Below are 15,217 nucleotides of genomic sequence, written 5' to 3' on the forward strand. Positions count from 1 at the left end.
GCGCGGTGACACGCCGTCACGGTAGCCAACCGACGCGTCCGCGCAGCACGTTGTAGCCGAGATAGGCGACGGCGTCGATGAGGGCGTGCGCGAGGATCAGCGGCCACAGCCGGTTCGTCCGCTGCCAGTATCGGCCGAAGACGAGACCCATCACGATATTGCCCAGCCCACCCCCGGGGCCCTGGTACAGGTGATAACTACCACGCAGCAGCGCCGAGGCGAGCAGTGAACCGTTCTCCGACCAACCGAGTTTGCGCAGCCTGCTGATGAGGTAGGCGACAACGATCACCTCCTCGGCGACCGAATTCGCACAGGCCGACGCGATGAGCACCGGCAGCCGCCACCAGTGTTCGTCGATCGAATTCGGCACGATGGTCACGCTCACTCCGAGCGCATGGGCGAGCAGATACAGGCCCAGGCCCGGTATCCCGATCACCGCCGCGAGCACCACACCCGCGACCGCGTCGGTGCGACCGAACCGCGCCAAGCCGATCAGACGCGGCCCGATTCCGCTGCGCCACAACAGGTAGAGGCCCAGCGCCGCCCACGCCAGCAGGCGCGTGATGCCGACGAGTTGGAACAACAGATCGATGATCGAGTTGTTCGAGCGCGACGCGTTCAGCGCCACCGTCCGCCCGCCGACCCCACCCGGTGACAACGCGGAATCGAGCAGTGAAAGCCCCGCACTGATCCCGCTGAGCCCGAACGTCACCAGCAGTACGACGCCGATCTCGACCCGGATCCCGAACCGCTCGCGTTCGCTCAGCTGGGTCTCGGGATGTTCCACGCGCATGCCGCGCAGTGTAGGCAGGAAAAGTCGACCCGTTGCCGCCCAGCCTGGGTGTCCGGTCGGTCTATATACGGCGCAGGCCGTTCAGGAAGGGGCAGCCGGCCAGGAGGCGGACGGCCTTGCTGAGCGACTCGACGTCGTCGGCGGGCGACGAGAAGGGTAGGCGTACATCGTGATCGGCGTCGATGCTCTCCACGCGCAGCGTCATGCCGTAGCGGTCGATCGACAGCGGGTGGACCCGGCCGCCCTGCAGGCGGGCGGGCAGGTGGCGTGCGAGTTGGGCGATGAGGTCGGCGTGGTCCTCGGCCATGTGGGCCAGCCAGGCGCCCTCCATCTCGCAGAACGGGTCGGCGGTGGCCGCCCGCAGGTCGGCGTGGTCGACGGATTCGGCGCCGGAGGTGTCGGCGAGCACCGCCGAGTTCACCACCACCCGAAGCAGAGTCGCGCCGTGGCCTACGTCGAGCAGGCCGGGATGCGGGAAGTCCTTGGCGATTTCGACGGCGAGCGCGCGCTGGGCGTGCGGCGGCACCTGACGCACCCAGCCGCGCAACCACACCAGCGCGCGCACGGGCTCGCGCAGCGGCAGGGGTGCGTGGTCGGTGAGTTCGAGCACCGCGGAGGTCTCGTTGGCGGTGGCGGCGAGGGCGGCGGCGAGCGAGTCGGCGGGAACGGCGATCACCGCGTCACCGCAGCGGCGCAGGTGATGCAGGGTGGTCGGCACGGGGTCGATGCCGGGCAGTGCGAGCACCGCGGTCTCCGCGCGCAGACACGCACTGCGCACGCGCTCGGCAGTGGTGGGCGCGAGAATCGTGGTGGGGCTCGACATGTCAACCTCCGCGACGGTGAATAAGGTAACCCTAAGCTAAGTTACGCGGCGGGTTCGCGCAAGAGGTCCGCCGCCGACACGCCGAAAGCGTGCCTCTACCGTGGTCGGATGGCGCACGACGACACCACCTCTCCCGGCGAACCTGTGCTGGTCAGCCTGTCGGCCCCGCGCCGCAGCCTCGTCGCGGGCTTGATCCGCCCGCTCGGCAGCACACCCGACGGCACGCGCGTCGTCGACGTCGACATCCCCGACCCGGAACTGGCCGCCGTCCTGGTCGAGGTGGCCCACGCCGACGGCGGCTTCGTCGCCCGCACCGAGAGCGGCCCCCGCGCGCTCGCCGTCATCGCGGGCACGGTCGCCGCGCTCTGCGGTGAGGACATCCCCACCGCCCTCGCCGCACCCGATCTCCCCTTCCTCACCGCACTGAAACCCGCCGCTATCGAGGCGACCCGAACCGTGCTGCTCGCCATCGAAACCGGCGATGAGCAGTCGGTTCGCGCGGCGGTGTCGGTCCTCGCATCCTGACGCGGGGCGCGCCGACCGCCGGTCCAGCTAATCTTTCTGTGTGCCGCGTATCGCGTATTTCGGGCCATCCGGAACCTTCACCGAGATGGCGCTGGTGCAGTTCGAGAAATCGGGGGCGTTCGACGAACCCGTCGAGCGCATCGCCGCGCCCAGTCAGGGTGCGGCACTCGACCTGATCCGCTCCGGTGCGGTGACGGGCGCCGTCGTCCCGATCGAGAGCTCGGTCGAAGGCTCCATCCCCGCCACCCTCGACTCGCTGGCTGTCGGTCCGCGCCTGCAGATCGTCGCCGAGACCGAACTCGAGGTCACCTTCACGATCCTCGCCCGGCCCGGCACCGCCCTCGCCGACGTGCGCACCCTCGCGGCCTACCCGGTGGCGGCCGCGCAGGTGCGTGAGTGGGTGGCCAGGAACATCCCCGAGGCGACACCGTTCATCTCGGCCTCCAACGCCGCCGCCGCCGAGGATGTGGTCGCGGGCACCGCCGACGCGGCCGTCTCCACCGCCCTCGCCGGTGAACGGCTCGGCCTCGTCGCCCTCGCGCAAGGTGTGGCCGACCACGAGCAGGCCATCACCCGTTTCGTGCTGGTGCGCCTGCCCGGTGTCGCCCCGCAGGCGACCGGTGCCGACCGCACCTCCGTCGTCCTCGAACTGCCCAACGAACCGGGCTCACTCATGCGAGCCTTCGCCGAATTCGCCACGCGCGGTGTCGATCTCACCCGCATCGAATCGCGGCCCACCCGCACCGGCATGGGCACCTACCGGTTCTACCTCGACTGCGTCGGCCATATCGACGACCCGGCCGTCGCCGAGACCTTGAAGGCGCTGCACCGCACCGCCCGGATCCGTTTCCTCGGCTCGTGGCCCGCCTGTTCGGCGGTCGGCACCCCGCCACCGTCGGACGAACCCGCCGCGGAATGGTTGACGCAATTGCGAAAGGGGGTCGCGGACCTATGACAAACCGCGCGAAGCTGATCCTGGTCCGCCACGGCGAGACCGAGGGCAATGTGGCCCGCATCCTCGACACTCGGGTCCCCGGCCTGCCACTCACCGAACGCGGTGTGGCACAGGCGAAAGCATTCGGCGACACGTTGATCCGCCCGCCCCGTGTGCTGGTGGCCTCGGAGGCCCTGCGCGCCCGCCAGACCGCGGGCTACATCGAGGCCGCCACCGGCACCACCACCCAGGTCCTGCCCGATCTCTACGAAGTGCAGGTCGGCGAACTCCACGGCCGCTCCGACCGGGACTCCCACGAACTGTTCCAGCGGATCTACCGTGGCTGGCACCACGGCGAACTCGACACGCGAACCCCCGGTGGCGAATCCGGCCGTGAGGTACTCGACCGCATCCTCCCGGTACTCGCCCAGCTACGCGCGCAGTACCTGGAGGACGACGAGGACGGTGACGTGGTGGTCGTGAACCACGGCGCCGCAATGCGTTTGGTCGGCAAGGAACTGGCAGGCGTCGCGCCGCCGTTCACCACCAACAACCACCTCGACAACACCGAGACGATCGAGCTGCTCCCCACCGAGGACGGCGGCTGGGAATGCCTGCGCTGGGGCCGATTCACCCCACCGTTCACCGTGAAGGCCGACCCCACCCCGGACGACCCGATGGGTTGAACGCTCCGGCTGGCGCCTCCGGTTCACGGCTGAGTTGTGGGGGCGTCGGTGCTTGGAGAGGGTGCGACTGGGGGATTGGTTGCGGGGGCGTACCCGGCTCTGCGCGGTGGGGTCAGGAGCCGGGGATGGTGGCCTTGAATTCCTCTCGGAGCGGGAGGGATTCGATGAGGTCGGCTACCGCTGTGCGGAGGCGGGCGTTGGTTCCGGTGGCGATGGACGACCACTTCACGCCGTCGTCGGCGACACTGGCGGTGATGATGAAACGTCCTGCGCGCGTGTTGAACACGGCGATGTGGTTGTCCTGCACTTCGCGGGTGCCGTCACCGTAAGCCACGCCGACGATCTCGGCGTAGGAATGGATTTCGACCAGCGCGGAGGCGAGGGTTTTCGCGTCGGTGGCCGGCTTGCCCACCTCGCTGAGCCGCGCGGCGGTTGCGGCGGCATCGCCGGTGTCGCCGAAGATCGGGGCGAGCTGCTCGGTCGGCGCGTTCATGCCGTACAGCTCGAGTGCCTCGGTGGTGCCGAGGGCTTGCAGCACCGCGCCGGGCAGGTCGAGACCCGCGTCGTCGATGACATAGGAGTCCGGCCCGCGCAGGGCGACGACCGCGCGGTCGTCGCCCTGCGCCAGACAGAACCGGTTCACCTGGCCGGCGACCACCCACCGCAGCGCGATGATCCACTGCGGCCGGTAGAGCACCCGCAAGCGCTCGGCGAGTTCGGGTACCACCACGTCACCGAACAGCAATTCCCGTTCGGTGAGCAGCTTTTCGGCTGCCTCCATGGCCGCGTCGTGCGCCGAGACATGGTCGTAGCGGCCCATGGCGTCGAGCACCACGGGCATCTCGTCGAACTGCAGCTGCTCGAGCAGGAACTGCATCTCGTCGAGCGAGAGCACCACCGCCTCGAGCAGCGATCCGCCGCCGCCCCCGCCGAGCACTGTCACTTGGCCGATCCGGTGAGATCGGCGCCGATCACTCCCTCGGCGACATAGCGGCCATCGGTGAACGCCTCGTCGGTGCGCCCGTAGTCGTTCGCGTCGTGTTCCTCGTCGTCCTCGCCCTTGGCGCGGTTGCCGAGCAGCGGGTTCGCGGCGGCCTGGGAGTTGCGCACGGGCGCGGCCTCCGAGCGGGTGACAACGGTCTCGCCGACCGGCGCGGCCGCGGGAGCGCTCGACGACGGGGCACCCCAGCCTTCGGGCAGCTTCAGCCCGTTGCCACCGAGCGACACCCCACCGAGGCTGGCCGACGCGGTGGACATGCCACCCATGGCGGCGGCTCCGGCGCCGGCGGCCATCGCGGGCGCGACACCGGCGGCGGCGGGAACGGTCGAGGTGGCCGCCGACAGCGCGGTGGCACCGATGTTGCCGACCGTGCCGACACCACCGGACACGACGCTGCCCGCCACGTTCGCGGCCTGGGTGGCCGCGCTGACGACGCCGGGGTTGGACACGAAGGCCTGCGCGGCGGCCACGGCGGTCTGCAGCGGATCGCCGCCGCCGAAGTCGCCCTGGGCGGCCGAACCGGCGCCGCTGGCGATGGCGGGCGGCATGGCGAACTCACCGGGGGTGGTGACGGTGGCAGTAGTGGCGGCCTCGTAGGTCTCCATCACCAGCGCTGCGCGAATATCCATCGCGTGCCGGGCGACCTCGGCCACCTCGAACGCACCCGACACGACGCCGGGCGGGTTGGCCGAAGCCGCGACCGCCGCGTTGGTCGCGGCGATCTCGGGCAGGCTCGGCATGGCGATCGAGGCGACCGTGTAGGCGGTGGCGTTGGCGGCGGCCTTGGCGCTCATGGTCGCGGCCATCACGCTCTGCTGCCCGGTCCAGTGCAGGAACGGCGCGAGCCGGCCGAGCACGGCCAGACCGTTGAGGCCCTGCAGACCGACACCGACCTCGGCGATCACGCGGGTGACGGTGAAGGCGGCGTCGCCCCAGGCGGCAGCAAGGGTGCCCCAGGAGGTGGCGGCAGCCGAGATCGGGACGGCATGCGCGCCCGCGTTGAGTGTGGTCGAGTTGACTTCGGCCATGCGCGGCAGCCAGAAGACCCCGGTGATCCCTGCGGTCATACTTGTTTCTCCCCTGAATGAATGATCGTCGGCGGGTTCGGGTTACACCTGGACGGCGTTGATCGTTGCCGCGCCGGCAATGTCCTCGCCGATGTGGGTGACCAACTGCGAGCGCAGGGTTGCGGCCGCGTGGTGCAGCTCGAGAATGCCCTGGGCGATGGCGCCGTCGTGTGTAGCCGCAGCGCGGTTGAAGTGTCCAGCCGCCAGCAGCGAGACCTCTTCGGCGCCCGAGGGCAGCACGTGCGTGGTCGGCCCTGCCAGCGCGGCTGCGGCGGCGAGCCGCTCGGCGAGCAGATCCAGCTCGGCGGCCGCGGCGAGGATGATTTCCGGTGCGACGAGAACGTGTCCAACCATGACCCGACTCCTTCTAGTGGCGACTAACGGGAACCACGAGAATTCCCCCTACGAGTGATAGGACGCGAGAGCGGGTCGTTCGGTTCCATCGATTTCCCCACCCAACTTCGCTAGCCCCATCCCAGCTCATGTAGCCGGTCGTCGTCAATCCCGAAATAGTGTGCTATTTCGTGGATCACGGTGATCGCGACCTCCTCGACCACCTCGTCGTCACTGCTACAGATGTCGAGAATAGCCTCCCGATAGATGGTTACGGTATCGGGAAGCGAACCCGCGTAGTAACTGTCGCGTTCGGTGAGGGCGACGCCGTGGTAGAGCCCGAGCAGCGAGGGCTCCTCGTCATTACGCGCCTCCACCAGCACAACGACGTTGTCGATCGCCCCGGTGAGCTCGGGTGGGATGAGGTCGAGCGCGTCGCCGACCAGTTCCTCGAACCGGTCGGGCGACATCCGTTCGGTCATCGCGGTTGTGGCTGCGGCGGCAGCGGTGCGGCGCCCGGCAGCGGGGCCGGTGTGGAGCGGCCGGTGTTGGGCGGCGGGACCGGAGCCTGTCCGTCGATCAGGATTTCCCCGCGCGCCGAACCGACGATCGGCGCGAAACCCTCACGGTCGGCGCCCTTTCCGAGCCAGCAGTCGAGTTGGCGGCTGCCGGCGAGCCAACTGGTCGGTTCCAGATAGTCGAAGAACAGCGTGAGCGTCTTGTTGCGGATCGCGTCGGGGCTGCCGAGGTACTCGGCGGACAACCGATTGCATTCGGCCTCGACGAACTTGTCCTGATCGGCCTCCGAGGGCGGTCCACCGGTGAAGTTCTTCCCCAGGTCGACGTTGCCGACGATCTCGACCGCGTGCGGTTGCGCGCAGTCCACCGGATCGGTCGGCAGGTTCTGGTTGATGCCGAGGCAGGTGCCGACGGCGTGCACCTTCGACTGGTCGCCCTGGGTCGCCGAACCGGTCGAGGCCGGACTGGTCGACGTGGCGGCCACCTGCAGACCGCAGCGCAGCGTGCGGTCACCGTGCTGCCAGCCCGCCGGGCTCGGCGACATCACGTTCACCATGAACTTGCCGCGCGGATCGAACCGCCCGCCGAGGTAGCGCTGCACCGCGGGCACGCAGTGCTCGTCGCGCAGCTCGGTCATCCGCAACGAGTCCGGGTGCCGGGTGCCGTCGCCGAACTCGCGACCCGGGTAGGCCTTCAAGTCGACGACACCGGCCACCTCGAACAGGTGCTGGTCGGCGCAGTTCACCTTCAGCAGGTCGCTGCGGTCGGGCTTGCCCCAGGTCAGGCAGTCGCCCTCGTTGGCGCTGCTGAACTCCTTGTCCCTGACCACGGGCGCGGCGCCGGGCTGGTGTGCCTCCACCTTGTCGGATTCGAAACCGGTCACCGTCATCGTGACCAGCGCCGCGAGCACCGCGCCGAGCGCGCCGATCAGCAGTCCCCACCGCAGTTTCGTCGCCGACAGATGCAGCGGACCGGCGCCGCGTTCAGCGGTTTTCTCGGCCGGGTCGCTCTGATGATCGGACACGACGGCGATTGTATGGGAGCCGATCGACGCGGCGGGCGGGCTCAGCCGCGCAGAGCCGAGACGAAGATGCCGGGCAGTCTGCGCAGCTTGCCGTCACCGTAGAAGCCGGTGAGCTTGCGACCGGTGGCCGCGGCGGTCTTGTTGGCGACGAACCACGGCGGTTTCGGGGTGGTGGCGAATTCGCCCGCGAACAGCGATCGGGGCGCCGGGCGGAACGGTCCGCGCACCACCGTGCGTTCGACATCGTCGAGCAGGAAGGCGTTGTGGACGACGCCGATGCCGCTCTGGATGTCGTCGATGGTGTGCCCGGGGAAAGCGCCCCAGCTCGCACGTGGCGTCAGGAACGCCAGACCGGTCCACGAGTTGATCGCGACGGTGCCGTAGCGCAGGTTCGCCACAGCCGTGTCGAAGGCGTCGCCGAGTTCGCTGATGGTCGCCGGGTGGGCGAGCAGATTGGCGCCGAGCGTGCCCATCAACTCGTCGTTGGCGAAATCGACCGCTCCGTCGAGGAATTCCGCGCCGGTGCCGGGCAATTCGACCACGCCGAGGACGGGGGAGAAGTACTCGGTACGCAGCAATGGTGTGCCGGTCATCGGCAGGTTCTCGACCAGTACGCGGCCGTTGGCCCGCCCGGCGTCGGGGTAGCTGGTCAGCGCGCCCTCGACGCGGGTGTCGCTGCCCGGGTAGTAGGCGGTGCGGACGGGGGCGTTGTCGATGGCGGCGCGCAGTTCGGTGAGGAACTGTTCCTTCTGGTCCCAATCGGCGCTGAGCACGACCGTCTGCGCGGCCACACAGTTGTAGCCGCCGTTGTGCAGGCGCATCGTCGCCACGTGCTCGGCCTGGAACTTCAGGTCGGCCTTGCTCCACTTGCCCGGCACGATGATGCACGGCGCGACGCCGCCGAGTTCGCTGGTGATCGGCTTGCTCAACGCGGGCTCGCCGGCCTGCTTGCGGCGCTGCGCGTCCTCACCGACACCCCACACGATCGCATCGTGGGTCGGCGCGCCGCCGGTCATGTGCACGTGGTCGACCTTCGGATGGTTCACCAGGTACCCGCCCTCGGGGGCGCCGCCGGTGAGGATGCGTACCACGCCGAGTTCGATGAACGGGGCGAACACCGCCTGGAACACCGGCAGCAGCGGATCGGTGATCGGGTTGAGCTTGAGCGCGACCACCCGGTTGTTGGCGTAGAGCTCGTAGAGGGTGTCCAGCGGCGCGATGGACATGATGTTGCCCGCGCCGAGTACCGCGCCGACACCGTTGGTCTGCTTCGGATCACGCTGGGCCAGACCGGCTTTGCGCCGCGCGGTAGCCGCGTCGACACCCGGACGCAACCACACCTCGGCGCTGAACCCGTTGAGCAGCAGCCAGTCGTAGAAGCCGTGTGGCAGCGCGGGCACGCTCACCCGGCCGCCGGGCGCGGTACCGAGGTCGACGCCGTCGATCGGGCTCGCGCCACGCTCGAGCGCCGCCATCGACTCGCTCAGCGCCTTGGCGCCCGCCAGCAGCGTCATCGGGCCCGACATCCACTCCTCGCCCAGCAGGGGGCTGTCGGCGTCGAGCTTCTTGATCGTCCTGGCCGCAGCCACCCACGACTCGGCGTCGCGGGCGGTGAGCGCGTGCAGCTCGTCGAGCAGCTCGCGGCGGCGGCGCAGATCGGTCGCGGCCCAGGTTTTCGCCCCCTCGGTGAGATCGTCGAGCGCGGTATCGATGACGGCGGTGTCGAAAGTGGTACTCACCCCGCAACTATGCCCCCGCCCGGGCACGTTGGCATAGGCCGAAATTCTGAGGATCGCGTAAACAACTAGGCTGTTTTCTCATGATCGACCTCCGATTCCTGCGCGAGAACCCGGAAGCCGTCCGTGCCTCGCAGCGGGCCCGCGGTGAGGACCCCGCGCTCGTCGACGCCCTGCTAGAAGCCGACGCGGCCCGCCGCGCCGCCGTCGCCACGGCCGACTCCCTGCGTGCCGAGCACAAGGCCATGGGCAAGGTGATCGGCAAGGCGAGCAAGGAAGAACGTCCCGCGCTGCTGGCCGCCGCTACCGACATGTCGGCCAAGGTCAAAGAGGCCGAGCACGCCCAGAGCGCGGCCGACGCCGATCTCGACGCCGCGCATCGCGCGATTTCCAATGTCGTCCAGGAGGGTGCGCCCGCCGGCGGCGAGGACGACTACGTCGTGCTCGAAACCGTCGGCACCCCACCGCAGTTCGACTTCGAACCGAAGGACCATCTGGAGCTCGGCGAGTCGCTCGGGCTGCTGGACATGGAGCGCGGCGCCAAGGTGTCGGGTTCGCGGTTCTACTTCCTCACCGGGCACGGCGCGCTGCTGCAGCTCGGGCTGCTGCAGCTGGCCGCGCAGCGGGCGGTCGCGAACGGTTTCACCATGATGATCCCGCCGGTGCTCGTCCGGCCGGAGATCATGGCCGGTACCGGTTTCCTCGGTCAGCACTCGGACGAGGTCTATCACCTCGCCGAGGACGACCTGTACCTGGTCGGCACCTCGGAGGTGCCGCTGGCAGGCTTCCACGCCGACGAGATCCTCGACCTGAGCGCGGGCCCGAAGCGGTACGCGGGCTGGTCGTCGTGCTTCCGTCGCGAGGCGGGCAGCTACGGCAAGGACACCAGGGGCATCATCCGGGTGCACCAGTTCGACAAGGTGGAGATGTTCGTCTACACCACCCCCGAGCAGGCCTCGGCCGAGCATCAGCGCTTGCTCGCCTGGGAACGCGAGATGCTCGCGGCGATCGACGTGCCCTACCGGGTGATCGACGTGGCCGCGGGCGACCTCGGCAGCTCGGCCGCGCGCAAGTTCGACTGCGAGGCGTGGGTGCCGACCCAGCAGACCTACCGCGAGCTCACCTCCACCTCCAACTGCACGACCTTCCAGGCGCGCAGGCTCTCGGTCCGCTACCGCGACGAGAACGGCAAAGCCCAGATCGCGGCGACCTTGAACGGCACGCTCGCGACCACCCGCTGGATCGTGGCGATCCTGGAGAACCACCAGCAGGCCGACGGTTCGGTCCGGGTGCCCGAGGCGCTGGTGCCGTTCGTCGGCACCGACGTTTTGACACCGTAGAGCTTTCCACTGTTTGCTGGTCAGGCATTTATGTGATGTGGCAAACATCGGAACCGAACAACATCTAGGCTGGTGCTCGTGCGAGGAATCGGGGCGCGCGGCGATACCCGAACCCGGGTGCGGGCGGCATCGGCGTTGGCGACGGCAAAAGTCATGGCCAGGACAACGGGGGCGTTCTACGTTCTCGGCGGTGTCCTCGGCCTGACCATCACTGCCGTCGCACCGGGCGACGACGGCAACAGACTGCTGGTCGGCACCGCCGCCGCGGTCGCGCTGTTGCTCGGTCTGACGCTGCTGGCCTGGGGCCCGCGCATGCCGCACGCGCTGCACCACCTCTACCTGGCGACCGCGACCGTGCTGGTCACCATCGCGGTGCACTCCTTCCCGAACCTCGTCGGCGGGATCACGCTCGCGTCGTTCTACGTCTTCATCGCCTGCGACGCGGCACTGTTCTTCGCCTGGCCGCAGGCCGCCGCGCACATCGGCTTCGCGATGGTGCTGTGCCTGTGGGTGCTGCCCGACCGTGGGCTGCCGTGGTGGTCGGGCCTGATCCCCGCCGGGGTCACCTTCGGGGCCGGGGTGGTGGTCGGCATCCTCACCCGCATGGCGTCCGACGCCGATATCGACGTACTCACCGGCCTGCTCAACCGGCGCGGCTTCGAAAAGCAGCTCAACCCGGCGATCGACGCGGCCGGACGCGGTGGTCAGGGTCTGTCGCTGGTGCTGGTCGACCTCGACCGCTTCCAGAAGATCAACGACCACCTCGGCCACCGTGCCGGCGACGCCGTTCTCCAGCGCGTGGCCGACACCTGGCTCGACCTGCTCGCCCCCGATCAGGTGCTCGCCCGCTTCGGCGGCGACGTGTTCGCGCTGCTGCTGCCCGGCACCACCGAGCAGGCCGCGATCCTGCTCACCGAACAGCTGCGTGCGGCGGTGACCATGGGTTGTTCGGCCGGTGTCACGTCGTGGCAGCCGGGCGAGTCGGGCTCGCTGCTGATCAGCCGTGCAGATGTGGGGCTGTACCGGGCCAAGCAGGCCGGACGCAACCGCACGGTGCTCGAATCGTCGCGGCAGTTGCCGCTCGCAGTCGAGCTGCGCGAGGCCATCGACAGCGGCGCCCTCGACGTGCACTACCAGCCGATCGTCAGCCTCACCGAGGACGGCGGCCAGGCCGTCGGTGTCGAAGCGTTGCTGCGCTGGTCGTCCAACGCGCAGCCCGAGGTCACCACCGAGGGCCTCATCCGGGTCGCCGAGGAATACGACCTCATCTCCGACCTGGACGAACTGGTGTTGCGCCGCGCCTGCGCCGACGCCGCCCGCCTGCAGGAGAGCTTCGCCTCCCTGAACCTCACGCTGAACGTGAACGTCTCCGGCCTGGAACTGGCCGAAACCGACTACGCCGAACGGGTCGCCACCATCCTCAACGACACCGGTTGGCCCGCCGACCAGCTCGTGCTCGAGGTGACCGAAAGCGAACTGGCCGCCGAATCCCAGACGGCCATCGCCAACCTGCACACCCTGCGCGACCGAGGCGTGCGCATCGCCATCGACGACTTCGGCACCGGCTACTCCTCGCTGAGCCGCCTGGCCACCATCCCCAGCGACATCCTGAAGGTCGACCAGTCCTTCGTCGCCGCCATCCGCTCCGATTCCCCCGCCCCACCCCTGCTCGGCGTCATCGCCGCCCTCAGCAAATCCCTCGACCTGCAGGTGATCGCCGAGGGCGTGGAAACCGAATACCAGGCCGCCGTCCTCACCGAACTCGGCTTCGCCCTGGCCCAGGGCTACCACTACAGCGACTCCCACCCGGTCGCCGACCTCATCAACGACCTCAACACCCCCCACTCCGACGACGACGATTCCCTCGCCGCCAACGGCTGGATCCCCCTCGGCTGAGCCGGCTTCGAAGCTGTGCCCGGTCCGCGGCCGCGCAGGAGCGGCCGCATGACGAAAAGTCGGTTGACGGGTGGTGGGCGGTGGCGAACGATGGACGCATGCGGATGCTTGTTTACGCCTGTTGACCTTTCTCGCTGTGTAGGCGCCTGGTGGCGGCGGTGAGTCGTGCGCCCGGCAGTGTGCGTGGGCTCGGGGTCCGCGCGGTGCTGTTCAAGGGCTCGCGGGATCTGCTGCCCATCTACGCGCTCTACGGTGTGCTTTTCGCTGATCACGGTCTCGGAACCGCGCAGATCTCGTTGCTGCTCGCACTGTGGTCGGTGACGGCGTTCCTGCTCGAGGTGCCTTCCGGGGCGTGGGCGGACACGGTGTCGCGGCGCGGTCTGCTCGTTTTCAGCGCGGTGCTGCAGGCAGCCGGGTTCACGATCTGGATGGTCGCGCCGTCGTTCGCCGGGTTCGCGGTGGGATTCGTCGTGTGGGGGATCGCCGGTGCGCTGGAATCGGGCACGTTCGAGGCGTTGATCTACGACGACCTGGTGGCGCGTGGGGAAACCGCTCAGTACGCGCGCATCATGGGCTGGGCTCGGGCTGCGCAGGAGACGACCGTTCTCGTCGCGATCGTCGCGGCCGCACCGCTTTTCGCGTGGGGTGGGTATGGCCTGGTCGGCTGGGTGAGTGTCGGCGTCGGTGTCGTCCACACCGTCACCGCGCTGGCACTGCCCCGTGCGCCGGTGGCCATTTCGGCGACGGAAGTCGATGCTCTGGACGACGACGCAACGCCACCTCCCGGGGTTACCGCACCAGCGGGCGTTGTCGAGGCGGATCGACCGGTGCGCAAGCGGTATGTGGCGATGCTCCGGACCGGGATCGCCGAATCGATGCATGTGCGGCGAGTGCGTCGCGGCGTGTTGCTCGGCGCGCTTCTCTACGGCGTCACCGCTTTCGACGAATACTTCGGCCTGCTCGCTGTTTCCGGCGGCGCCTCGCCCGCCACCTCGGCGTTGCTCGTCGGCGTGACCGTCGCGGGTTCGCTGGCCGGTTCGCTGTTGGCGGGGCGCACCGAGTCCGCGCCCGCCCGGCTGGTCGGAGTCGCCCTGTTCGTCGCGGGGATCTTGTTCATAGCCGGTGCGTTGGCTGTCGGCGCCGGACTGCTGTGGATCGGATTCGTCGGGATCGCCGTGGCGTACGGGATCGACTTCAATGCCGAGGTCGTCGCGGGCGCGCGCCTGCAGGACGCGATCGAAGGCCGCGCCCGCGCAACGGTCACCTCCGTCGTCGGCTTGCTGTCAGAGGTGGTTGCGCTGGCCGTCTTCGGTGTCGTCGCCGCTGCCACCCAGTGGGTTTCGATGTCTGTGGCGATCGCCGGCTTGGGCGTGGTGTTGCTGGCAGCCGGGCTGGTCGCACCGAGTTGGTTGCCGGGCCGGAAGTGATCGTGGACGACCCGATCGTCACCCAGCCGCTGTCGGTTCGCGCATCGGTAGTGTCGAAAGCTACGACGGCGGAAAGGGCGGAGTGGTCGGGCGCAACGGTCTCGGAGCGATCTTCGGGTTCTGCATCGGCGGCGGTGTCGCGGTGCAGGGACGGATCAACGGGGCACTCGGAGCGGAACTCGGCGACGGCGTCGCAGCCGCCACGATCAGTTTCGGAATCGGCCTGCTGGCCCTGCTGATCGCCTTCGCGGTCAGCCCGACCCTGCGATCGGGCCTCGGCTCGGTCCGCACCGCCACAACCGACGGCAGCCTGCGCCCGTGGTACCTCCTGGGCGGTGTGTGCGGTGCGTTCTTCGTCGCGAGTCAGGGCCTCACCATCGCCGCCATCGGCGTCACGGCATTCACCGTCGCCGTCGTCGCCGGCCAGCTCCTCAGCAGCCTCGTCGTCGACCGGGTAGGTCTCGCACCGAACGGCCGGACACCGATCACCTGGTGGCGGGTGCTGGCCGCCGGCCTCGGCATCATCGGTGTCGTCCTCGCGGCGAGCGGCCGCGACGCCCCCGCCCCCGCCGACACCGGTGTCCCCGACCACCTGCTCATCGCCCTACCTGCCCTCGCAGGCATCGGCCTGGCCTGGCAGCAGGCGGTCAACGGCCGCGTCGGCGCAGTCGGCGGCCCCTTCCCCGCCACCCTCGTCAACTTCACCGTCGGCCTGATCGCCCTCTGCCTCTTCGACACCTACACCCTCCTCACCAAGGGCCTCCCCACCCAATTCCCCACCACCCCATGGCTCTACCTCGGCGGCCTGATCGGCGTAGCCTTCATCGCCCTCGCCGCGATCACCGTCAGCATGATCGGCGTCCTCCTCCTCGGCCTCACCTCGGTGGCCGGCCAACTGGTCGCAGCCCTCCTCCTCGACGCCGCCGACGGCCGCCTCGCCCCGCTCGCAGTCCTGAGCTGCGTGCTCGTTCTGGTCGCGGTTGTCATGGCGAGCCGCGCCACCACCTCGTCAGCCGACAATCGCCGCAGCTGACCAACCGTTGTCACGACGAGCGCTGTACATTCCTGCGCCAGGCCGTGGAGAAACTACCGAAGCGGTGAACAAGGAGGGGAT

General features: G+C 69.3%; 15 protein-coding genes. 7 read left to right on the top strand and 8 right to left on the bottom strand.

Features of this window, described 5'->3' with window-relative positions:
* Positions 1–16: 16 nt before the first annotated feature.
* On the bottom strand, positions 17–793 hold the full coding sequence (locus LDL21_RS22990; protein ID WP_225281677.1) for a CPBP family intramembrane glutamic endopeptidase: 777 nt from the start codon (positions 791–793) through the stop codon (positions 17–19).
* Between the two features lie 61 nt (positions 794–854).
* Entirely contained in the window at positions 855–1,616 is a 762-nt protein-coding gene (locus tag LDL21_RS22995; protein ID WP_181700167.1) for a DUF2470 domain-containing protein, read from the bottom strand.
* Between the two features lie 108 nt (positions 1,617–1,724).
* Here LDL21_RS22995 and LDL21_RS23000 point away from each other — a divergent pair, with 108 nt between their 5' ends.
* The 3 genes from LDL21_RS23000 to LDL21_RS23010 are packed head-to-tail and all read left to right on the top strand — an operon-like array spanning position 1,725 to position 3,761.
* Positions 1,725–2,141: a hypothetical protein gene (locus tag LDL21_RS23000; protein WP_225281678.1), complete on the top strand. Its 417-nt coding sequence runs from the start codon at positions 1,725–1,727 to the stop codon at positions 2,139–2,141.
* A gap of 40 nt (positions 2,142–2,181) precedes the next feature.
* A complete protein-coding gene (gene pheA, locus LDL21_RS23005; protein ID WP_225281679.1) occupies positions 2,182–3,096 on the top strand; it encodes a prephenate dehydratase in 915 nt (304 codons plus the stop codon).
* Entirely contained in the window at positions 3,093–3,761 is a 669-nt protein-coding gene (locus tag LDL21_RS23010) for a histidine phosphatase family protein (RefSeq protein WP_225281680.1), read from the top strand. The genes pheA and LDL21_RS23010 overlap by 4 nt, the downstream gene beginning before the upstream one ends.
* A 112-nt stretch (positions 3,762–3,873) precedes the next feature.
* Here LDL21_RS23010 and LDL21_RS23015 read toward each other — a convergent pair whose 3' ends face one another.
* The 6 genes from LDL21_RS23015 to LDL21_RS23040 all read right to left on the bottom strand — a co-directional run bounded on the left by LDL21_RS23015 (position 3,874) and on the right by LDL21_RS23040 (position 9,443).
* Positions 3,874–4,704 (bottom strand): ESX secretion-associated protein EspG, encoded by an 831-nt coding sequence (locus tag LDL21_RS23015; protein ID WP_181700175.1) that lies wholly within the window; start codon positions 4,702–4,704, stop codon positions 3,874–3,876.
* Entirely contained in the window at positions 4,701–5,828 is a 1,128-nt protein-coding gene (locus LDL21_RS23020) for a PPE domain-containing protein (protein WP_225281681.1), read from the bottom strand. Before LDL21_RS23020 ends, LDL21_RS23015 begins: the two co-directional genes overlap by 4 nt.
* A 42-nt stretch (positions 5,829–5,870) precedes the next feature.
* On the bottom strand, positions 5,871–6,182 hold the full coding sequence (locus tag LDL21_RS23025) for a PE family protein (protein WP_225281682.1): 312 nt from the start codon (positions 6,180–6,182) through the stop codon (positions 5,871–5,873).
* Between the two features lie 110 nt (positions 6,183–6,292).
* Complete coding sequence (locus LDL21_RS23030) at positions 6,293–6,643, bottom strand: metallopeptidase family protein (protein WP_067495311.1); 351 nt, start codon at positions 6,641–6,643, stop codon at positions 6,293–6,295.
* Positions 6,640–7,704 carry a septum formation family protein gene (locus LDL21_RS23035; RefSeq protein WP_225281683.1) on the bottom strand — a complete coding sequence of 355 codons (1,065 nt, stop codon included), beginning with the start codon at positions 7,702–7,704 and terminating at the stop codon, positions 6,640–6,642. The genes LDL21_RS23030 and LDL21_RS23035 overlap by 4 nt, the downstream gene beginning before the upstream one ends.
* A 41-nt stretch (positions 7,705–7,745) precedes the next feature.
* Positions 7,746–9,443, bottom strand: a complete 1,698-nt coding sequence (locus LDL21_RS23040; RefSeq protein ID WP_225281684.1) for an aldehyde dehydrogenase family protein — start codon at positions 9,441–9,443, stop codon at positions 7,746–7,748.
* Between the two features lie 80 nt (positions 9,444–9,523).
* Between LDL21_RS23040 and serS the strand changes: the two genes are divergently transcribed.
* From serS to LDL21_RS23060, 4 genes are all read left to right on the top strand, one after another.
* Positions 9,524–10,780 carry a serine--tRNA ligase gene (gene serS / locus LDL21_RS23045; RefSeq protein ID WP_181700185.1) on the top strand — a complete coding sequence of 419 codons (1,257 nt, stop codon included), beginning with the start codon at positions 9,524–9,526 and terminating at the stop codon, positions 10,778–10,780.
* 78 nt (positions 10,781–10,858) lie between these two features.
* Positions 10,859–12,676 (top strand): putative bifunctional diguanylate cyclase/phosphodiesterase, encoded by a 1,818-nt coding sequence (locus tag LDL21_RS23050; RefSeq protein WP_225281685.1) that lies wholly within the window; start codon positions 10,859–10,861, stop codon positions 12,674–12,676.
* Positions 12,677–12,834: 158 nt separating this feature from the next.
* A complete protein-coding gene (locus LDL21_RS23055) occupies positions 12,835–14,103 on the top strand; it encodes an MFS transporter (RefSeq protein WP_225281686.1) in 1,269 nt (422 codons plus the stop codon).
* Positions 14,104–14,185: 82 nt separating this feature from the next.
* Entirely contained in the window at positions 14,186–15,136 is a 951-nt protein-coding gene (locus LDL21_RS23060) for a DMT family transporter (RefSeq protein WP_225281687.1), read from the top strand.
* Positions 15,137–15,217: the final 81 nt, after the last annotated feature.

Origin of the sequence: Nocardia rosealba (assembly GCF_020216065.1) — a bacterium.
In the GTDB taxonomy this organism is placed as follows: domain Bacteria; phylum Actinomycetota; class Actinomycetes; order Mycobacteriales; family Mycobacteriaceae; genus Nocardia; species Nocardia rosealba.